Here is a 20,086-nt window from a genome sequence, read left to right as displayed (position 1 = left end):
GTCAGAAGGTAAAAAAATCAGAGGATAAAAAGGACTGTCTGCACCTTTGTGCTTTCACTTAAAAAAATTATATTTGTTACTCATGAACGACGAACAGCTATTTTTGCTTATTCAAAAGGCAAAAGAAAAGGACCAGAAGGCCCAGACTAAGCTCATCAATATTTTTTGGGTGGATGTTTTCTCTTTTGTCATGAAAAAAGTAAAAGATGAAAATGATGCAGATGAGATTACGGTGAATGTTTTTTCCAAAGTGTTGTCGAAGCTGGATATGTACGATCCTCATTTTCAGTTTAAAACCTGGGTGCTAACCATTGCCCAGAATACCGTCATTGATTTCTGGAGGAAAAGAAGCCGCGAAAACCAGGATCCTACCGAAAACCTTGATGAGGTTAAAAACCAGTTTGCAAAATCTCCGGAAGAGCTGATGATCTCCAATGAAGAGCAGAAAAAGATCATCAAGACCATCGAATCGCTGGACGCCAACTACCAGGATATTATCAAACTAAGATTCTTCGAAGAAAAAAGCATCAAGGAAATCGCAGAAGAGCTTGGGATTTCCGTTGCCAATACCAAAGTAAGGGTGATGCGCGCCAAGAAAGTTCTTGCCGAGCTGCTGAAAAATAATGAATTTGATGATAATTAATATCTCTAAGTAAGATAATCAGTCTCATTCAGTCTTAAAAGCAAAGCTTACCTTAATAATCTTAACAACTTGATAGAATCTTAATGGTTCAAGATTTTACAAATAAACTTCCTCCTTTGTCTTAGGAAGAACAATTTTCCTAGGCTCTTTCTGATTCCTGTTCTGCATATCTATTTTCAATCCTTTTTTAATATAGGTTTCCTGCTTGGATTTACCATATTCAGCAGTATTTTCAACCTCTTTTTTATAATTAAGCTGCCCTGTGGAAAGATTAAAGTCTATCTCTGTCCAATAATCTCCGGGTCTTCCATATGTTGAAGAATGGCCAATCAGTTCAAAATGTCCGTTCTGAAACCGGTATTTATCCGTGTAGCCCCATTTCCAGCTGCTTCCGCCTGCCTGGGTGATACTCAGTATCCCTTTTTCTACAGTTGTTCCCTGATAAGGATCACCCATCATCCCTCCGCCTGCACTTTCAAGAATGGCATTTCTTGATTTACTCAAGATCATCCATGTTCCGCCATTTTTTTTCTGAATCTGGATTTCGCGGATCTTACCCAGTTCACCTTCATCTGCTGTAGTATAAATAACTACTTTTTCAGGAATTTTATCACCATCCAGATCTCCTTCCACAGTTTCAATGATCTTCGAACCTGCCGGTTGAAGCTCCTCCTGAGCAAAGCAAAATGTACTGATAATAACGGATAGGGTAAAAAGGATCTTCTTCATAATTTAATTTTGGTAATTTAAAATTATGAAATTATATGTTTCATCGATGTTTGTCTTTGATTGTTTCGATAAAAAAATCACTAACTTTGAAGCTCAATTTGAGAAATAAATGGAGAATTTAGTTCAAGATACTACCGTTCAAAAACCAAAGTGGATCCGCGTAAAACTTCCTACCGGAAAGAATTACAGGGAGCTTAGGACTTTGGTCGACAAATATAAATTAAATACCATATGCCAGAGCGGAAGCTGCCCGAATATGGGTGAATGCTGGGGAGAAGGAACGGCAACGTTCATGATCTTAGGAAATATCTGTACAAGAAGCTGCGGATTCTGTGGTGTAAAAACAGGAAAACCGCTTGATGTTAATTGGGATGAGCCAGAAAAAGTGGCACGTTCCATTAAATTAATGAAGATCAAGCATGCTGTTCTTACGTCTGTGGACCGTGACGATTTGAAAGATATGGGGTCTATCCTTTGGGCTGAGACGGTAAATGCAGTAAGAAGAATTTCCCCGGGAACGACGATGGAAACTCTTATTCCTGATTTTCAGGGACTTACAAAACATATTGACAGGTTGGTAGATGTGGCACCTGAAGTAATTTCTCACAATATGGAAACCGTAAAACGGCTGACAAGAGAAGTAAGAATCCAGGCTAAATATGAAAGAAGCTTAGAAGTTTTGAGATACTTAAAAGAAGCTGGCCAGAGAAGAACAAAAACCGGGGTAATGCTTGGTTTAGGGGAAACTAAAGATGAAGTTTTCCAGACCATTGAGGATATCAGAAATGCTAATGTAGATGTAATTACGCTTGGACAGTACCTTCAGCCTACTAAAAAACATCTGCCGGTAAAAAGATTTGTTACACCGGAAGAGTTTGATGAGCTGGGAGATTTTGCAAGAAGCTTAGGTTTCAGACATGTGGAAAGCTCACCATTAGTAAGAAGTTCTTACCACGCTGAAAAACATATTCACTAAAAATATAACCGCTTCACTCGAAGCGGTTTTTTATTTTAAACACTTAATATTTTGAGTAATGAACTCGGTGATGAGAGATATTTCTTAAATTAAAAAATTGATAACTTTCCTCCTGACAAATCTGTCGGATCATATTCCCCTCCCGTGGAGGGGTGGCAAAAATTCAAAGAATTTTGACGGGGTGGTTAAAAAAAATAATCAATTCCGAACCTCAATATTCTTCAAATGCTTTTTCCTGAATTCTGAAGGGGTTTCACCCATATGCTGTTTGAACAGTTTATTAAAATAAGATAAACTTTCAAAACCCACCTGAAAACAAACCTCCGTCACAGAATAATCCTTAAGCAGAAATATTTTAGCCTGATTGATCCTGTATTTATTAACGAAATCCGTGAAAGTCATATTCGTCTGCTTCTTAAAATAACGGCAGAAAGCGGGAGTACTGAGGCTGACAATCTTTGCAATTTCGTTGACGTTAGGTTTTTTATCATAGTTTTCGTGGATGTAATCGTAGATGGTTCCCATTCTGATCTTGTCATTGAGGAACCATTTGATTCTGGTATCTTCCTTATTGAGTTCCTTTACTTCATTCGAATTGGCAAGAGTTTGCAGAATTTCAATCAGTCCCACCAGAGATTCAAATGAGTTTTTATTTTTGATCTTATGGAGTTTTTCTATGACTATTTTTTTTGTTTCTCCGGAAAATGAGAGCCCCAGATAAGATCTCTCCAAAAGCTGCCTAATATTTTGAAATTCCGGAACGGGAACAATGATTTCCTGAAGAAAATTTTCTCTCATCTGAAGCACCAATTGTCTGCATTCGGTCTGGATACCGTAATCAAAATTAAGATGAGGGACATTGGATCCTATTAAAAGCAGATCACTCTCTGTAAAAACGGAAATATCCCGTCCCACATGGCGAATCCCGTTGATGGCTTCTACATAGACAAGCTCTATTTCCGGGTGATGATGCCAGAAAAAACAATTCTTTAAAGACGGTGAAAAAAGTTTGAAAGATTTTCCGTTCTCAAACGCTATGACTTCTTTCTGGATTTTCATCTTGTTCTTATTTGATTGATTCTGATTTTAAAATTACATAAAAAGGTTAATATGGAGCAAATTTTTATCATTTCAAGAGAAGTGAAAACCGATATTTCTCGCGAATTTTGCATTTTAAAAGTAAAGATGAAAATCCGTTTTTATTTTTCACAAAAAAATCATTTAAAATTAATTCGAAAAGAAGTTTACTGACAATGAAGATTGATAAAAGAATAATACCACTGGCCATAGGCGGTCTTGGAATTGGAACTACAGAATTTACCGTAATGGGACTGCTTCCTGATATTGCAAATACCTTAAAGATTACCATTCCTGAAGCTGGACATCTTATTTCAGCCTATGCGATGGGAGTGGTGATCGGAGCTCCGATCCTGATCGGGTATTCCGTGAAATTTCCGCCTAAAAAAGTTCTGATGGTTTTAATGATCCTATTTACGTTGTTTAACGGGCTTTCTGCGGTAGCTCCTGATTATACAACCATGCTGGTCATCAGATTTATGTCCGGACTTCCTCACGGTGCATTCTTCGGAGTAGGAACGGTGGTAGCATCCCGTATGGCTGGAAAAGGAAAGGAGGCATTTTATATATCCTTAATGTTTACGGGGCTTACGATAGCCAATTTAATCATGGTTCCTCTGGTCACGTATATCGGGCATGCTTATCATTGGAGATTCTACTTTGCAATTGTAGCATTAATAGGCCTTTTTGCCATATTATTCCTGAAATTATGGCTTCCCGCCACAGAATCAAATCAGAATACCCATTTTCTGGAAGAATTGAAATTTCTTAAAAATAAACAGTCATGGCTGGTTTTAGGAATTACAGCGATTGGATTTGGAGGACTGTTCACATGGCTCAGCTACATTAGTCCTTTAATGACAATAGTTGCCGGAATCCAAAGTAATCATATGGCTTATGTAATGATTCTTGCCGGAGCCGGAATGGTTGTTGGGAATCTTGCCGGAGGATTTATTTCCGACAGGCTGGGACCTGAGAAAACATGTGCATTGCTGATCTTTCTGATGATGATTTCTCTTGCAGGAGTATTTTTATTTTCAGAGAATCAGAATATAGCACTTATACTTACCTTTATCTGCGGTGCGCTATCGATGTCTGTTGCCGCACCTATTAATATCATGATGATGAAGGCGGCTCCAAAGAGTGAAATGATGGCCGCAGCATTCATGCAGGCAGCATTTAATATTGCCAATGCGATGGGAGCATTCCTGGGCGGAATTCCTTTGGAATATGGTTTTTCCTTTAAATACCCTTCGTTAGTAGGAGTGGGGATGACATTCATAGGTCTGGTAATAAGTTTGAGATACAGATATCTGTACGGGAAAGAAACTCCTGACAATCATGATGCAGCTATAGAATGTGTGCCTTGTGATAAATAATAGTTTTAAAACTGGATTATAAAGCACTTTAAAGATTTATAGATATAAAAGAGGCTTTGTTCACGACAGAACAAAGCCTCTTTCTCTTCATAGTATAATGCTAAACTTCTACTTCATTACCGTTTTTACACCAGTAAAGTGCATTATATAAGTTTTCTTTAGGAAAGGATTTGAATTCTCCCGGCATCAGAACGCTGAAAATATCTGTGAAGTTCTGTACCCCTTCTTTATCTGTAACAATAGCCGTACGGTTCCATTTTGTAAGATTTTTTAATCCTAAAAATGCGTCTTCAAGCCATGCGCCCATGGTAAAATTATCCAGATCAGTATCCAAATACAATAAGTAATTCAGCTCGCCAAACTGATCTACTTTTTCTTTTACATGAGGAATGACAAGGTTCTCAAAATCTTCTTTCGTCACATCTCCGGTCGCACTGAATGCTGCAACATTTTCCGGAGCTTCTGGAATAATCGTTATCATACTAATTATTTTAAATGGTTGGATTTTAAAACTGGGTACAATAATTGCACCATAAATTGATAAAAAATCGTTAAAATACTTATAAATGTTATTGTTTTAAATGTATTATTCAATTATGGATCTAAAATCAAACAAACCTTTCTGGCTTTTAAAAAACGGATTGACAGCTTCTTACCCGTCCCTGAAATCAAATAAAAACTGTGATGTGTTAATTATAGGAGGTGGCATTACCGGAAGTCTGATTGCTCATCAAATGGTTAGTGACGGCTATAAAACGATCCTGATTGACAAACGTGAACTCTGTAACGGAAGTACTTCAGCAACTACCTCCATGTTGCAGTATGAGATAGATGTTCCTCTTTTTGAACTGGAAGAACTGATTGGTAAGGAAGGAGCTATAGAAAGTTACAAAGCCTGTTCCGATGCAATAGATACTCTAGAAAAACTTTCAAAACAGATAAGATCTGATGCGGGATTTAAACGAAAGAAATCTCTGTATTTCGCATCAAAAAAGAAAGATGTCAGCTGGCTTAAGGATGAATATACTGCAAGAAAAAATGCCGGTTTTAATGTAAAATGGCTGGAAGCAGATCAAATTGTAGAAAATTTTGGACTTGAAAATACATATGGGGGAATTGTGTCCAGACAGGGAGCCAGTATTGATGCTTTTAAGTTTGCTCATGAACTATTTAAACATAATGTAAGAAAAGGTTTAGAAATATTTGATAAGACTGAAATGATAAAGGTGGAATATCATAAAGGTTTTAATCTGGTCACGGTAGACAGCGGTTTTCAGATCAAAGCTAAAAAAGTGATCTACTGTACTGGTTATGAAAGCAAAAACCTGCTGAAGGAAAATTTTGTTAATTTGAAAAGTACGTTCGCTATCGTTTCAGAAATTGATGACAACAAATTCAAAAATATCAGCAGCACATTGGTATGGAATACCGATGATCCTTATATCTATATGCGGACAACAGATGATGGCCGACTTCTGATTGGCGGTGGAGATGAAGATTTTAGCGATGCCGGAAAACGTGATTCTCTTCTTGATAAAAAGGAAAAAGACATCCTGAAAAACCTGAAAAAAATAAAACCCGGTTATCATTTTTATACAGATTTTGTCTGGGCCGGAACTTTTGGGGAAACCAAGGATGGACTGCCTTATATTGGGGAGCATAAAAAATTTAAGAACTCTTATTTTGTCCTGGGTTTCGGGGGAAATGGGATCACTTTTTCTGTGACAGGGATGGAAATGGCTTCACAGTTTATGAAAAATAAAAAACACGTGTTGTCTGAATATTTTCAATTCGGGAGATAAAACTGGTAGCTTCTGGAACCTTTGTCGCCAGTGTAAGCGGGTATTAAGAAAAATGCAATAAAAAATGGTGGCTGCGAAGCCACCATTCCTGTTATTTCGAAGTATATCCATTCGTTTTTGCCTGCTCCAGAATAGATCTTTCAATTGCTTTTCCAAGATCATCAGAATCTGCATTGCCCCGTTTTTTCATTTCGGTATCAATGTATTCCTGACGTTTTCTTGACAGCTCTTCAATATCCTTCTGGATTTTCTCACGCTCTGCAGATTTTACAGCAACTGCTTTTTTAATTTCTTCCTTGCTTTTGCCTTTTAATTCAGCTGGCAGCGCATCATCCTTCACAGTAGCAATAAATCCTGCATCACTTTCAGCTTTGTCCACCAGGTCCCAATGGTCGTTTTTATAAGCATTTTTTTTAGACTTGGCTACGGTTCTTTCTACGTAATTGGAAGCCGACTGAACTTCTGCATTCCTGTCCTGGGTAACCTGCTTAAGCTTATATTCAGAGCCATGACTTCCATAATAAATGTAGGTATCATTCAGCTTTGTATTGCATTCTGAGATTTTTACATCATAAGGCGTTTCGATATAAATCACCTTTCTGTTACTGTCAATATTGAAGTATTTGCCGCCGCCTATTACTGCTCCGTTCTGCCAGAAGGTTTGCGTCCCTTCTTCTCTGTTCCCACAGAAAATAGTATTGGTATAAATGTTTTTGCTTTTAGCTTTGGAAATGGCTTCCTTGTAATTCACTTTTCCCTGATCAAACGGCTCATTGCCGGCGATATAAATCAGTTTCATGCTTTTTTCGTTGCTATCCCAGTTCAGGTTCATCGAGGCATCGCGGATCACGGCACCGCAATATTCACTTCCCCCATTAGTTCTTAATGCAAATAACTTCTCGGAAACCAGATCCAGATCCTGCGTAAGGGGAGTAACCTGGCGGATATAATTTTCATCCCGGATACCGTCATTCCCATATTCATAAAGGGCAATTTCAACCTGTGGAGCCTGTCCGTTATACTTTAGGGTGGTTAAAGTATTCACAATATTCCAAAGCCTCGATTTGGTCTGATCGATCAGGCCGTCCATACTGTTGGAAGTATCCAATAGAAGGGCAACCTGGATTTTGTTATCCTTTGATGTTACCATACGCTGTGCTACCGAAGCATTTTGTATAAATGCTTCCCTGCCTGATGTATTGCTGTTTGAGCAGCGGATGTCTGAAAAACTGCCGGAGCTTGAAAAAGCGGTAACAACTGTCATTGCTAAGATTTTTAAAGTTGTCATAATTCTATTTTTTATTGGTTATCTGCTGTAATATTGAATCTTAACTTTTTTATTGTTTTAATTCCTGAAGTAAAATTATCTGTATTTAAGGCTGAAAATTGGGAGACTTGGTGAAACCTGACTTTCACTTGGTAAACTTTATAAAGCCGGTTTAAAACAAAAAAACAGCCCTTCCGGGCTGTCTGTTAAATCTGTTAATTTTAAAGGATTTCGTATCTCGTTTTGATGCTGTATTTCAGCTTGATATTTTCAATATTGTCAAAGGAAAAATCCGTTACGGCATCTGCTGCTTCAAGCTGTATATTTCTGATACTGCCTTTATAAGCTACTGGAAGAACTGTATCGCTGGTGTAATCTTCAATTTCGATAATCTCAATCGGGGCTCCGGTCTTTTTGCCCATGCTTTCCAACAGATAATCTGCTTTTTCTTTTGCTGCTTTTAGAGCATTGATTTTAACGGTTTTCTTAAAATCAGCAATTTTAGTGTTCTTTACTTCCGCAACGTTCAGGCTGCTCACCCATTTCTGGTTCAGATCTTCGAATATTTTACTGATATTTGCTTTTGCATTGGCCTTGAACTGGTAATTTTTTGTGAATTTTCCATTTTTAGCATATATATTCTGGTACATTGATTTAAATTTGATATCCTCGTTCTTCACTCCGGAATTCTTTAATGTCTCAATCAGCTTCTTTTCATTGTCTGCCAACTCATTTTTGTTATCTGCTTTGATGCCGATGCTGAAGATAATTTCATCCGGCTCTACTTCCATTTCTGCAATACCTGTAACTTCAATTGCATTTTTCTTTACTTCCTGTGCATTGGTAAAACTTCCCAGGGTAAAGATTCCGATCAATAAAAAATGTCTCAATTTCATAATTTCTTGTTTTAAATTCTGAAGTAAAATTACGGCGATCTGAAACCGGAAATGAAGAGACTTGGTGAAATAAGGTTTTCACTTGGTGAATTGCTGTAAAAATATGTTCCCCCAGAGAATCGTCTTCTTCAGACTATTTAAAATATAATTAGATCTATTAAGTGATTAAGAATATAAGCAAATAAGAATATGTTTGACTCGTTTCCGCAGCGCATAATATCTTTTCTCTTGCTGAAAAATCTCAAAGCTGAAAAATTAAATATTCTCATTTTTTGATCGGCAAACTTGGTGAAATAGAGTTTTGACTTGGTAAAGAATAGGAAAGGATACCTAAAGTTTTACTTACTTTGCATTCAAGATCTGAAATCCGTGAATTTAGTTTTTAAAATACTGTTAATCTTCATCCTTGCTACAGGAAATTTCTATATAGCACAGGACACTACGCGGGTTACTCAGGCCTACAAATCTGCAGCCAGACTCAAAAAAGCTGTAGACAACAATGATAATAAAGGCATTGCCGACACCTATGTAGGAATTGCTAATGATTATTACAATCAGGGAAATTATGCTAAAAGTGAAGAATTTTTAGTCAAAGCCAGAACCATTTATAAAGACCTTAACGACAAGAAGAATCTGGAGTCTGTCACCCGGAAAATTGCCCAGTCACAGGAAAAGCAGAACAAAATAACTCCCGCCATCAGCAATTACAGCATGGCAGCCGAGATGAGCTATACTGAAAAAAGCAGGGCTGTCAATGCCAATGACGTGGCAAGACTTTCTTCTCCCACGCCCGAACAGAAAGCAGAGGCCATTCAGGAGAATATCAATATAGGTCTCAAAACAAAAGACAAAGGTGATCTGGCAGCAAGTTACAGCCAGATGGCAGATGTCAATATACAACAGAAAGACATTCCCAAAGCAGAAGAAAACCTTAACAATGCCTATGTTCTTTCTAAAAAAGAAGCTCCACAGCAGGCATTGGAAATCAATCAGAAACTTACTAATTTCTACATTGAAAACAGAAATTTCGAAAAAGCTATTGAAGCCAAAAAGAAAGTTCTGAAAGAAGATTTTGTAAAAGAAAACTCACAGGAAAAAGTCAACCAGATTCAGGAACTGGCTGATATTTACATTAAAAAAAATGACCCTGAAGAAGCTGTTACCTTATTAAAGAATGCCTATGGAATTGCCCTTGAAAAAGGACATACACTTGAAGCTCAGAAAAGTGTAAAAAGGCTGGACAGCCTCTATAATATTGCAGGAGATACTGATGCTTCGGTTTCGCTGTACAGGGATTTTCTTGGGAAACTTCCCGACCTGGTTTCAAAGGACCGAAGTCTGGTTGATAATAAAATACTGGAAGATACCGAGCAGAAGATCTCACAGCTTGAAAAAGAAAAAGAGCTGAAAGACCAGCTGATCCGTAAGAAAAATGTCTTTAATTACAGCCTGATTGGAGTTCTGATCCTGTTAACCGGACTGATTATCTTTATTTTCAGAACGCTGAAAAAAGTTCAGATCAAAAATAAAAAAATAGCGCTCCAGTCATTACGGCGTGAAATGAATCCGCATTTTATCTTTAACAGCTTAAACAGTGTCAATCATTTCATCGCGACAAATAACGAACTGGAAGCTAACCAGTATCTTACGAAATTCTCTAAATTAATGCGTGGCGTCATGGAAAATTCCACCGAAGATTTCATTCCTCTTCAGCAGGAGTTGGATTTGCTTCAGAATTATCTTGCTCTTGAAAAAACACGTTTTGCCGATAAATTTGATTATGAAATTAAGGTAGACGAAAGCCTGAATATGCAAAGCCTGAAAATTCCCGGAATGCTTGTCCAGCCGTTCCTTGAAAATGCGGTCTGGCATGGCCTGCGCTACAGAAGTGAAAAAGGATTTTTGAAATTAAGCTTTGAAAAAGAAGACCAGCATTTAAAAATCAACATTGAAGACAACGGAATAGGGATTGAAGAAAGTAAAAAACAGAAAACCCAACATCAGAAAGCAAGAGAAGGCCGTGGAATGAAAAATACACTGGAAAGGATTCAGCTTCTGAATGATCTTTATAAAAAAGATATTACCTGCTCTGTAAAAGACAAAGAAAACAACAGTGGAGTTTTGGTGACTATAAAAATTAATATTATTTAAAGAAAGAAAGCCTTAAAAGCTTCCTGTTACATTCTGAAATTAAAAGGGAAATATCAATAAAAATCTTCACTCATTCCAACCTCTAACCTGAAAAAAATGAAAATAAAATCAGTAATTGTAGACGATGAGATTATTGCAAGAGAAGTTCTCAGAAATTATATCACGAAATACTGCCCGCAGGTAGAAATTGTAGGCGAGGCAGAAAATATCAAAGAAGCTGTTCCTTTAATCGCTGAAAAACAGCCGCAATTGGTTTTTCTTGATGTAGAAATGCCTTTCGGAAATGCCTTTGATGTATTGGAAGCTACCAAAGAATTTTCCTACGAAACTATTTTCATTACAGCATTTTCCCAATATTCATTGCAGGCGCTTAATAAATCTGCAAGCTATTATATTTTAAAACCAATTGATATCCAAGAGCTTATTATTGCAGTGAATAAAGTAGCGGAAAGCCTTGAAAAAAAAGAAGAGCTCAACCGTAACAAAATACTCCTCGAAAATTTAAAGCTAAAGCCTGAAAAGCAGCAGCTCATTCTCCCGACACTTCAGGGATTTGATGTCGTAAAAACTGAAGATATCTTAAGGCTGCAGGCAGACGGAAATTTCACACAGGTTTATCTTACCGATGGATCAAAAAAAATGGTCTGCCGTTTCCTGAAACATTTTGATGACCTGCTGGAAAACCCTTTTGTAAGGGTTCACCGTTCCCATATTATCAACGCAGGATTTGTAAAATCTTACCATAAAAGTGGAACTGTGATGCTTTCAGATGGTACGGAGATTGAGGTGTCAGGAAGTTTTAAAGATAATTTTCTGAAAGTATTTTCCTAGAATTATCTTTCCTTAACAGCTTAAAGGCATTATTTTTGAAGTTTTCAGGACAATCAAGCAAAATATTCTCATTATGAAAACTTTTCAGAAAATTGCGGTTCCGGTTACATTAGGTATTCTGGGGCTGGTTGTTTACAATTCCTGTTCTCCCGGAATTACAAAAGGAGCTGTTGCCATCCATAACTTTGATGCTAAAAAATATCTCGGAAGATGGTATGAAATTGCCCGTTTCGATTACAGGTTTGAGAAAAATATGGATAATGTCACCGCTGAATACTCTGAAAATCCAAACGGTTCTATCCGTGTCCGCAATAAAGGCTATGATTACGTTAAAAAAGAATGGAAAGAATCCATCGGAGAAGCCAGGTTTGTAAAAGATAAAACCGAAGCCCGTCTTAAAGTTTCGTTCTTCAAACCAATCTGGGCCGGTTACAATGTGATTGATATTGACGAAGATTATCAGTATGCCCTGGTGGCAGGAAGCAGTGTAAAATACCTGTGGATCCTGTCCAGAACAACCTCGATTCCTGAAAGTATAAGACTGCGTTTCATGGAAAAAGCAAAAAAATTAGGGTATAACACGGATGAGCTTATTTGGGTAAAACATAATCAGTAATTAGGAATTAAGATTTCAGATATAAGACATCAGATACAAGACTGAGGTTGAAAAGGAGGTTGAAAACGTCAATTGTGAATTTTGTTTTGCAGGTGAAATGTGAATTTTTTAGTGCCAAGATCTCAGACTGCAGGTAAGGTTAAGAAGATTGTCTAGCATACTCAGACTGTTTAATCAAGAAAGCTCGAATCCCAAGACATGAAATTCATAACTTAAATCTGCTTTAAACCTTATAGCGCTCAAACTTGTATTCCGAAACCTGAATCATAACTATACTCAAACTTTCAAACTCTCAAGCTTGCTTTGCTATTGCCGAATAATTATAGTTTTAAACAGTATCAGCCAAAGATAGAAAAAATCATTTTATGTTGTCGCAGCCGTAGATTTTTACGTCATTTGCAGGACATTTTCTTTCAAGAGTTTATATATGGAAAAAGCTGTTCTGATTACTATAGGTGATGAAATCCTTTCCGGAAACACCGTTGATACCAATTCTAATTTTATTGCCACAGAGCTTAAAAACATAGGCATACAGGTTACACAGATCTTCACCATTTCAGATGAGATCAATACTATTAAAAACACTTTAAATGCTGCTTTCGAACTTGGAGACCTGATCATCACTACGGGTGGTTTGGGCCCGACAAGAGACGATAAAACCAAAAAAGCACTGGCGGAATATTTCAATGATGAAATTGCACTGGATGAGGTCACTTTCAACCATCTTAAAAACTATATGGAAAGGCGCGGCCGGATGGATATTCTTGAAAGAAACAGGGAACAGGCTTTTGTTCCTACAAAATCTGTTGTTTTTCAAAATCATTTCGGAACCGCACCATGTATGATGATGGAACGGGATGGAAAATTATGTTTCAGCCTTCCCGGTGTTCCTTATGAAGTAAAACCGTTGATCAGGGACCAGATCATTCCTTATTTAAAAGATAAATTCAACCTTTATTATATCCATACCAGGATAGTTTCCGTGGTGGGTATTCCAGAAAGTATTCTCGCAGATACTATTGAAGATTGGGAGCTTGGCCTTCCTGAGAACCTTGCATTGTCTTATCTGCCGGTAGGAACGCGTGTAAAACTGAGACTGACTGCTTCGGGGGGAAATGAAGCAGCCCTGAAACAGCAGGCAGAAAACGAGATCCAGAAGCTACTTCCTTTGGTAAAGGATCATGTTATTGCGGTATCGGAAGATAAAATAGAGAAAATTCTGGCGGAGCTCCTTACAGAAAGAAAACTGACTATTTCAACTGCGGAAAGCTGTACGGGGGGTGAGCTTGCAAAAATGATCACATCCAATTCCGGAAGTTCAAAATATTTTATCGGCGGGATTATACCTTATGCTACAGAAAAGAAAATAGAGATTTTAAAAGTTTCTCAAGAGACCGTAGACCAGTTTACAGTTGTAAGTGGGCAGGTAGCCAGTGAAATGGCAGAAGGCTGCCAAAAATTATTTGGTGCTGATATTTCCCTGTCCACAACAGGTGTTGCGGGTCCGGGTAAAGGTGAGGATGGCAAAGAAGTGGGAACGGTTTTTTATACGATACGGATTAAAGATAAAGAAGTCACTTCAAAATTATACATGCCTCATCTGGACAGGCCTGATTTTATGAATTTCGTTTCCCAGAAAATCATTCAGGATCTGGTGGGCTTATTAATTTCGGAGTAATTTTTTAATTCTTAAGAAATAAAATAATCAACAGTTATAGTTAGTAATTTTTTATTGAAAGGAATTGTAACAGATTATTAAAAAGACAGACATATACTATAAATTTGCTATCATAATGAAAAAACTAACGCTTTCTTTGTTTTTACTGGCAGGAGTTTGTTCACTTAATACAGTGAGCGGACAGGCAAAAGCCGTGAAAACAGCAGTTAACAGCACAGATAAAGGCTTGGACATTAGCCTTATGGATACTTCTGTACGCCCGCAGGATGATTTTTATAACTACGTAAGCGGAACTTGGATGAAAACAGCCAAGATTCCGTCTGATAAGCCGACGTGGGGAAGTTTCAACAAACTGGCTGAAGATACAGATAACAACTCAATGACTATTCTGAACTCTCTTCTGAAAGATAAATTTGCAGATGGAAGCGAGGGCAAGAAGATCCAGGATTTGTATGCTACTTACATGAACATGGAGAAGAGAAATGCAGACGGGATCAAACCTATTCAGGCTAATCTGAATAAGATTGACGCGATTAAAAATCTTGCTGACCTTCAGAACTATTTGATTTCTGTAACAAAAGACGGCGAAAATACTTTGTACGGATGGGGCGTTGATGCAGATCTTAAAGATTCTAAAATGAATGCCGTGTACTTAGGAAATGCTTCTCTGGGATTAGGAAGAGATTATTACCAGAAAGTAAACGAAAAAAATACAGAAGCTATAAATGAATATCAGAAATATGTAGCTTCCATGCTTAAAGAATTAGGCTACAAAAATGCTGATGCAGCGGCAAAAGGAATCGTTGATTACGAAAAAAGCATTGCAAAAACTTATCTTACCAACGAACAGAGCCGTGACAATACACTGCAGTACAACCCAAAAACAATGGCCGAGCTTTCAACATTGGTAAAAGGAGTTGATATTCCTGCTTACCTTAAAAACGTTGGGGTAAGTACAGATAAAGTAATTATCGGGGAAATCGGATATTACAAAGAATTTGATAAATTGGTGTCTGCTCAGAACCTTCCTGTGATCAAAGATTATTTAAAATTCCACATGATTCACGGAAGCTCAGCTTACTTAAGTGAAAAATTAGGTAACATGAGATTTGACTTCTATGGTAAATACCTGAGAGGCCAGCAGGAGCAGAGAGCATTGAACAAGAGAGGTTTTGAATTGATCAATGGTACGCTTGGTGAAGCTTTCGGAAAATTATATGTTGAAAAATACTTCCCGGCTGAAGCAAAAGCACAGATGGTAGAATTGATCGACTATTTAAAGAAAAGCTTTGCTGTTCACATCAACAATTTAGCGTGGATGTCTTCTACAACGAAGGAAAAGGCAATGAACAAACTGAACAAGTTTACGGTAAAAGTTGCTTATCCTGATAAATGGAAAGATTACTCAAAATTAGATATCGTTTCCGAAGCTAAAGGTGGAAATCTATACAGCAACCTTCAGAATATTACCGAATGGCAGTACAATAAAGATCTAGCAAAAATCGGTAAAGCTGTGGACAAATCAGAATGGGGTATGACGCCGCAAACGGTCAATGCATACTACAACCCGGTAAATAACGAGATCGTATTCCCGGCTGCAATTCTTCAGCCACCTTTCTTCAATTCTAAAGCCGATGCTGCTGTTAATTTTGGTGGTATCGGTGCTGTTATCGGTCACGAAATGAGCCATGGTTTTGATGATTCAGGAGCACAGTTTGATGCAGACGGAAACTTGGTAGACTGGTGGACACCGGAAGATAAAGCGAACTTCGAGAAAGCAACAAAAGCTCTTGCTGCGCAGTATGACAAATACGAGCCGGTAAAAGGAACTTTCGTAAACGGTACTTTCACAAACGGAGAAAATATCGCTGACTTAGGAGGAGTAAATATCGCTTACGATGCGCTTCAGATGTACCTGAAAGATAAAGGAAATCCAGGGAAAATCAGTGGTTTCTCTCAGGATCAGAGATTCTTCCTGAGCTGGGCAACCGTTTGGAGAACTTTATCCAGTGAAAAATATATGGTGAACCAAGTGAAAACTGACCCGCACTCTCCGGGATACTTCAGAAGTTTCGGTCCACTCATCAACGTTGATGCTTTCTATAAAGCATTTGATGTGAAAAAAGGAGACAAATTATACAAAACTCCGGAAGACAGAATCAAAATCTGGTAAAAATAACAAACCGCTCAGCAATGAGCGGTTTTTGTTTTTAAGTTGCAGGTAGCAGATGCGAGTTTCAAGATACGGGTTATTGGGGTACAAATTCCGGGGTTAGGATTGAATAAATAAATTATTCTGATTCATGGACAGCCCAATTTCTCACCTTAAAGCTCTATAATGCTTATACGCTCAAAATGGGATTGACTCGTTCCTCGCAGCTCGAACCTCGTGTCCGATTGCTAATTCTTTATCATATATCAATTATCATTTATCATTTATTACCTATCGTTAAAGTTTGTATATTTGGTAAGTTTGTATACAATCAAAATTATCTTTAATGAAAAAGCTAAATATTGGAGTACTTGCCCTTTCCGGCATTGTATTTTTAAACTCATGCGGAACGGCTAAAACTGCCGCTACAGAAACCAAAACTGAAACTACGGTTGCTGTTGCAGAATCCGTGAAAGGTGAAATAAAAGATGAGGGAATCAATGTATCTTATATGGATAAAAGCGTTCGCCCGCAGGATGACTTTTTTAGCTATGTGAATGGGAATTGGGTAAAAACCACCCAGATTCCTTCAGACAAAGCAAGCTGGGGTTCTTTCAATGCTTTGAGAGAAAATGTGGATGATGCTTCCCTGGATATTCTGAACAAAATTCTATCAGAAAGCTATTCCGAAGGATCTGAAGGGCAGAAGATCCAGAATCTGTATGCCTCTTTTATGGATGTAAATAAAAGAAATGCAGATGGGCTGGCTCCAATCAAAGGAGATTTAGCAAAAATTGATGCCATTAAAAACCTTAATGACCTGCAGAAATACCTTCTTGAAGCCACAAAATTAGGAGACAATTCCTTCTATGGCTGGAGAGTAGGCGCAGATATGAAGAATTCTAAAATGAATGCCGTATATCTTGGCGGTCCGGATCTTGGATTAGGGAGAGATTATTATCAGAAAGTAAATGAAGCCAATACTAAAACTTTAACAGAATATCAGGCTTATGTCGGGAAATTATTCGGAGTTTTAGGAAATAAAAATTCAGAACAGGCTGCCCAGAATGTGGTAGCATTTGAAAAGCAGCTTGCCAATTACCTGTTGACCCTGGAGCAGAACAGAGATGCCAATCTGAGATACAACCCTAAAAATATAAATGAACTTTCAGGACTGGTTAAAAATGTCAACCTTGCCAAATATCTGAAGGATGCAGGAGTAAATACCGACAAAGTAATCATCGGTGAACTGAAATATTACCAGAATATGGATCAGTTTGTGACTGAAAAGAATCTCCCTCTGTTAAAAGATTATCTGAAATACCACTTGATTAATGGGAATGCCAGCAATCTTGATGATAAACTGGAGCAGATCAGATTCGATTTCTATTCAAAATATCTTCAGGGCCAGAAAGAGCAGCGTCCGATGGACAAAAGAGGCCTTTCTCTTGTAAATGGAGTTCTTGGCGAAGCTTTCGGGAAACTATACGTTGAAAAATATTTCACTCCTGAAGCAAAAGCCCAGATGGAGATGTATATTGATTATATTCTAAAATCATTCAAAACACATATCAACGATATGGACTGGATGTCTCCGGCCACTAAAGTGAAAGCTCAGGAAAAACTTTCTAAATTCACTGTGAAAATTGCTTATCCGGACAAATGGAAAGATTATACACAGTTAAAGGTAGAGTCTCCAAAACAGGGAGCAACATTATATTCCAATCTTCAGAATGTTTCCGAGTGGCAATACCAGAGAAACCTTGATAAAGTAGGAAAACCGGTCGATAAAACAGAATGGGGAATGTCTCCGCAAACTGTAAATGCTTACTACAGCGGATCAAACAATGAGATCGTTTTCCCGGCTGCCATTCTTCAGCCTCCTTTCTATAACCCTAAAGCTGATGCTGCCGTAAACTTTGGAGGTATTGGAGCCGTTATCGGACACGAGATCTCTCACGGTTTTGATGACAGCGGTTCACGTTTTGACGGTGACGGAAACCTTAACAACTGGTGGACGGATGAAGACCGTAAGAACTTTGATGCGAAAGTAGGACAGTTAGCTGCTCAGTACAGCGCTTACGAACCGGTAAAAGGCAGCTTTGTAAACGGTAAATTTACAAGCGGTGAAAATATTGGTGACCTTGGTGGAGTAGCAGTGGCTTACGATGCGCTTCAGATGTATCTGAAGGACAAAGGAAATCCCGGAAAAATCAGTGGATTTACACAGGATCAGAGATTCTTCATGAGCTGGGCAACCGTTTGGAGAACCAAATCTACTGACCAGTATATGATCAACCAGGTAAAGACCGATCCACACTCTCCGGGGGTGTTCAGGGCATTTGGGCCACTGGTCAATCAGGATGCATTCAGCAAAGCATTTGACATAAAACCTGGGGACAAAATGTACAAAGCGCCTCAGGACAGGATAAAAATTTGGTAGAATAACCAAAAATTGTTAGAAAAGAAAGAATCCATCCCAATTCATGTGAGATGGATTCTCTTTTTAATAGGCTTTCTTATAATTCCGTAGGACAAAATTTATTCCGGTTTCAATAATATCTCCCATGGTTTTACAATACTTGAAGTTGACGTCGTAGGTGAGTTTTTGTAAAGCTGTTTTCAGCTCTGTGACATTGGCTTCCGGCGCAATATCTTCTTTTTTCATAATGGCAATAAGTTCATTGAATCTGTTTTTGCTGCTGGTCACTCTTTTTACAATTTGCGAACGGACTTCTTTACGATACTGTTCTATAGAATTGGGTTTCAGTTTTTCCAGTACCATCTTAACCATTGCATTGTTTTCTTTGAAATATTGGGGAAGATAAACTTTCAAATTCCCTTCATAGCTTTGCTGATCAAAATCGATAGGTCGGATTCTGTAAATAACCTGATCGAAATCGTGAATAGGAATAATGACATAATTATAAGAGCGCATATCACCCAGTAGCCCAATAAGGCAACGTTCATTGAACTTTACAAACTCCTTGGAAATCTGCGCCTTCTCCAGTTCCGTACACTTGTGCAAATGATTCTGAATAAAAACATCTCCGGGAATTCCTAAGATATGTTCCTCTATCAAAGTGTTTTTGTAAATCAGAAAGTTAATTCGGTTGGGAGAAAGCAGGTCTTCAATTTCCAGCCCGTAGATGCGGGAAGCATCGGCCTGTTTAATATAAAAATTGGTATGATTGTCATTGAGAATATTCCTCACCCGGATCCGGAAAGGTTTGGAGTTTCCGAAAGTGCAGAAGTCGATGGTATCTACCTTCAGATAGGGTAAAGTAGCTTCGTCCCCATCAGAATGAAGAAGCGTATAAATCTTATTTAAATTAGCCTCTATTTCTGTAAATTCATGTTCAGAATACAATACACCGAGCCACAAAGTATCTTTGCCCTCCTTATCCAGAATATTTACACTGTCGCTGAATCTTAGCAGGTCCTCATATAAAAACTGAATCTTAGTCGTTCTGTTATGTCTTTCCAAATACTGATTTAATGCTTCAGAAACAGGATATATTGGTTTTCTAAACGCGATCTTTACATCTTTCATGACTCTGTTACTTTGTTTAAATATAAAGAATTTTTTTTCCTCACATCGGAAGAATTCCTATTTTAATATATAGTTAATGCTTTTTCATAAATGCAAAGCATACAAAGATTTATTTTTATTTTCCCACAGCTTATTTTATTTATTTTTCATAGTTTAGTGATATCGTAAAGTCATGATTTTACGTTATATATAAATTAGGTTAAATTAAATATTTCAAGAAAAATCTTTACAAAATTTTGTATGTTACAGTTTTTTTTTAAATTTAAACATTGGATTGGTAATTTATTTGATTCATCAGTAAATTACTCAAAGACAGATCCAAACCAAAATCAGAAA

16 protein-coding genes are annotated in these 20,086 nt (G+C 37.7%); 10 read left to right on the top strand and 6 right to left on the bottom strand.

Annotated elements, in window-relative coordinates:
* The first annotated feature begins 82 nt into the window (after positions 1-82).
* Positions 83-643, top strand: coding sequence for an RNA polymerase sigma factor (locus DRF60_RS12945; RefSeq protein WP_116012450.1), 561 nt, complete (start codon positions 83-85; stop codon positions 641-643).
* A gap of 96 nt (positions 644-739) precedes the next feature.
* Here the strand turns inward: DRF60_RS12945 and DRF60_RS12940 are convergent, their stop codons facing one another.
* On the bottom strand, positions 740-1,372 hold the full coding sequence (locus tag DRF60_RS12940) for a hypothetical protein (RefSeq protein ID WP_116012449.1): 633 nt from the start codon (positions 1,370-1,372) through the stop codon (positions 740-742).
* Positions 1,373-1,481: 109 nt separating this feature from the next.
* Here DRF60_RS12940 and lipA point away from each other — a divergent pair, with 109 nt between their 5' ends.
* A complete protein-coding gene (gene lipA / locus DRF60_RS12935) occupies positions 1,482-2,348 on the top strand; it encodes a lipoyl synthase (protein WP_116012448.1) in 867 nt (288 codons plus the stop codon).
* Between the two features lie 198 nt (positions 2,349-2,546).
* Here lipA and DRF60_RS12930 read toward each other — a convergent pair whose 3' ends face one another.
* Complete coding sequence (locus DRF60_RS12930; RefSeq protein ID WP_116012447.1) at positions 2,547-3,407, bottom strand: AraC family transcriptional regulator; 861 nt, start codon at positions 3,405-3,407, stop codon at positions 2,547-2,549.
* 194 nt (positions 3,408-3,601) lie between these two features.
* Here DRF60_RS12930 and DRF60_RS12925 point away from each other — a divergent pair, with 194 nt between their 5' ends.
* Positions 3,602-4,804 (top strand): MFS transporter, encoded by a 1,203-nt coding sequence (locus DRF60_RS12925; protein ID WP_185144590.1) that lies wholly within the window; start codon positions 3,602-3,604, stop codon positions 4,802-4,804.
* A 100-nt stretch (positions 4,805-4,904) separates the two neighbouring features.
* Here the strand turns inward: DRF60_RS12925 and DRF60_RS12920 are convergent, their stop codons facing one another.
* Positions 4,905-5,285, bottom strand: coding sequence for a SpoIIAA family protein (locus DRF60_RS12920; RefSeq protein WP_116012446.1), 381 nt, complete (start codon positions 5,283-5,285; stop codon positions 4,905-4,907).
* A 115-nt stretch (positions 5,286-5,400) separates the two neighbouring features.
* Between DRF60_RS12920 and DRF60_RS12915 the strand changes: the two genes are divergently transcribed.
* On the top strand, positions 5,401-6,606 hold the full coding sequence (locus DRF60_RS12915; RefSeq protein ID WP_116012445.1) for an NAD(P)/FAD-dependent oxidoreductase: 1,206 nt from the start codon (positions 5,401-5,403) through the stop codon (positions 6,604-6,606).
* A 91-nt stretch (positions 6,607-6,697) separates the two neighbouring features.
* On the opposite strand, the gene DRF60_RS12910 is transcribed toward DRF60_RS12915, so the two are convergent.
* Together DRF60_RS12910 and DRF60_RS12905 are read right to left on the bottom strand one after the other, a co-directional pair.
* The gene (locus DRF60_RS12910) at positions 6,698-7,894 is read right to left on the bottom strand and encodes a vWA domain-containing protein (RefSeq protein ID WP_116012444.1); all 1,197 of its coding nucleotides are present in this window, start codon (positions 7,892-7,894) and stop codon (positions 6,698-6,700) included.
* 200 nt (positions 7,895-8,094) lie between these two features.
* Positions 8,095-8,769 (bottom strand): SIMPL domain-containing protein, encoded by a 675-nt coding sequence (locus DRF60_RS12905; RefSeq protein WP_116012443.1) that lies wholly within the window; start codon positions 8,767-8,769, stop codon positions 8,095-8,097.
* Positions 8,770-9,138: 369 nt separating this feature from the next.
* Here DRF60_RS12905 and DRF60_RS12900 point away from each other — a divergent pair, with 369 nt between their 5' ends.
* The 6 genes from DRF60_RS12900 (at position 9,139) to DRF60_RS12875 (ending at position 18,640) form a co-directional block, all read left to right on the top strand.
* Positions 9,139-10,920, top strand: a complete 1,782-nt coding sequence (locus DRF60_RS12900) for a histidine kinase (RefSeq protein ID WP_238640208.1) — start codon at positions 9,139-9,141, stop codon at positions 10,918-10,920.
* A gap of 96 nt (positions 10,921-11,016) precedes the next feature.
* Positions 11,017-11,751 carry a LytR/AlgR family response regulator transcription factor gene (locus tag DRF60_RS12895; protein ID WP_185144589.1) on the top strand — a complete coding sequence of 245 codons (735 nt, stop codon included), beginning with the start codon at positions 11,017-11,019 and terminating at the stop codon, positions 11,749-11,751.
* A 73-nt stretch (positions 11,752-11,824) separates the two neighbouring features.
* A complete protein-coding gene (locus tag DRF60_RS12890) occupies positions 11,825-12,367 on the top strand; it encodes a lipocalin family protein (RefSeq protein ID WP_116012441.1) in 543 nt (180 codons plus the stop codon).
* A 427-nt stretch (positions 12,368-12,794) separates the two neighbouring features.
* Entirely contained in the window at positions 12,795-14,045 is a 1,251-nt protein-coding gene (locus DRF60_RS12885) for a CinA family nicotinamide mononucleotide deamidase-related protein (RefSeq protein ID WP_116012440.1), read from the top strand.
* A 115-nt stretch (positions 14,046-14,160) separates the two neighbouring features.
* Positions 14,161-16,218 (top strand): M13 family metallopeptidase, encoded by a 2,058-nt coding sequence (locus DRF60_RS12880; protein WP_116012439.1) that lies wholly within the window; start codon positions 14,161-14,163, stop codon positions 16,216-16,218.
* 325 nt (positions 16,219-16,543) lie between these two features.
* Positions 16,544-18,640, top strand: a complete 2,097-nt coding sequence (locus DRF60_RS12875; protein ID WP_116012438.1) for a M13 family metallopeptidase — start codon at positions 16,544-16,546, stop codon at positions 18,638-18,640.
* 63 nt (positions 18,641-18,703) lie between these two features.
* Here DRF60_RS12875 and DRF60_RS12870 read toward each other — a convergent pair whose 3' ends face one another.
* Complete coding sequence (locus DRF60_RS12870; RefSeq protein WP_116012437.1) at positions 18,704-19,750, bottom strand: hypothetical protein; 1,047 nt, start codon at positions 19,748-19,750, stop codon at positions 18,704-18,706.
* Positions 19,751-20,086: the final 336 nt, after the last annotated feature.

Origin of the sequence: Chryseobacterium elymi (assembly GCF_003385495.1) — a bacterium.
Taxonomy (GTDB): Bacteria; Bacteroidota; Bacteroidia; order Flavobacteriales; family Weeksellaceae; genus Chryseobacterium; species Chryseobacterium elymi.
Note: the sequence above shows the minus strand (reverse complement) of the source record. Positions and strands in the feature narration are given on the sequence as shown.

What these genes read in the sequence shown, in the direction of transcription:
- DRF60_RS12945 (WP_116012450.1), top strand. Translation starts at nt 83, where the DNA reads ATGAACGACGAACAGCTATTTTTGCTTATTCAAAAGGCAAAAGAAAAG.
- DRF60_RS12940 (WP_116012449.1), bottom strand. Translation starts at nt 1,372, where the DNA reads ATGAAGAAGATCCTTTTTACCCTATCCGTTATTATCAGTACATTTTGC.
- lipA (WP_116012448.1), top strand. Translation starts at nt 1,482, where the DNA reads ATGGAGAATTTAGTTCAAGATACTACCGTTCAAAAACCAAAGTGGATC.
- DRF60_RS12930 (WP_116012447.1), bottom strand. Translation starts at nt 3,407, where the DNA reads ATGAAAATCCAGAAAGAAGTCATAGCGTTTGAGAACGGAAAATCTTTC.
- DRF60_RS12925 (WP_185144590.1), top strand. Translation starts at nt 3,602, where the DNA reads ATGAAGATTGATAAAAGAATAATACCACTGGCCATAGGCGGTCTTGGA.
- DRF60_RS12920 (WP_116012446.1), bottom strand. Translation starts at nt 5,285, where the DNA reads ATGATAACGATTATTCCAGAAGCTCCGGAAAATGTTGCAGCATTCAGT.
- DRF60_RS12915 (WP_116012445.1), top strand. Translation starts at nt 5,401, where the DNA reads ATGGATCTAAAATCAAACAAACCTTTCTGGCTTTTAAAAAACGGATTG.
- DRF60_RS12910 (WP_116012444.1), bottom strand. Translation starts at nt 7,894, where the DNA reads ATGACAACTTTAAAAATCTTAGCAATGACAGTTGTTACCGCTTTTTCA.
- DRF60_RS12905 (WP_116012443.1), bottom strand. Translation starts at nt 8,769, where the DNA reads ATGAAATTGAGACATTTTTTATTGATCGGAATCTTTACCCTGGGAAGT.
- DRF60_RS12895 (WP_185144589.1), top strand. Translation starts at nt 11,017, where the DNA reads ATGAAAATAAAATCAGTAATTGTAGACGATGAGATTATTGCAAGAGAA.
- DRF60_RS12890 (WP_116012441.1), top strand. Translation starts at nt 11,825, where the DNA reads ATGAAAACTTTTCAGAAAATTGCGGTTCCGGTTACATTAGGTATTCTG.
- DRF60_RS12885 (WP_116012440.1), top strand. Translation starts at nt 12,795, where the DNA reads ATGGAAAAAGCTGTTCTGATTACTATAGGTGATGAAATCCTTTCCGGA.
- DRF60_RS12880 (WP_116012439.1), top strand. Translation starts at nt 14,161, where the DNA reads ATGAAAAAACTAACGCTTTCTTTGTTTTTACTGGCAGGAGTTTGTTCA.
- DRF60_RS12875 (WP_116012438.1), top strand. Translation starts at nt 16,544, where the DNA reads ATGAAAAAGCTAAATATTGGAGTACTTGCCCTTTCCGGCATTGTATTT.
- DRF60_RS12870 (WP_116012437.1), bottom strand. Translation starts at nt 19,750, where the DNA reads ATGAAAGATGTAAAGATCGCGTTTAGAAAACCAATATATCCTGTTTCT.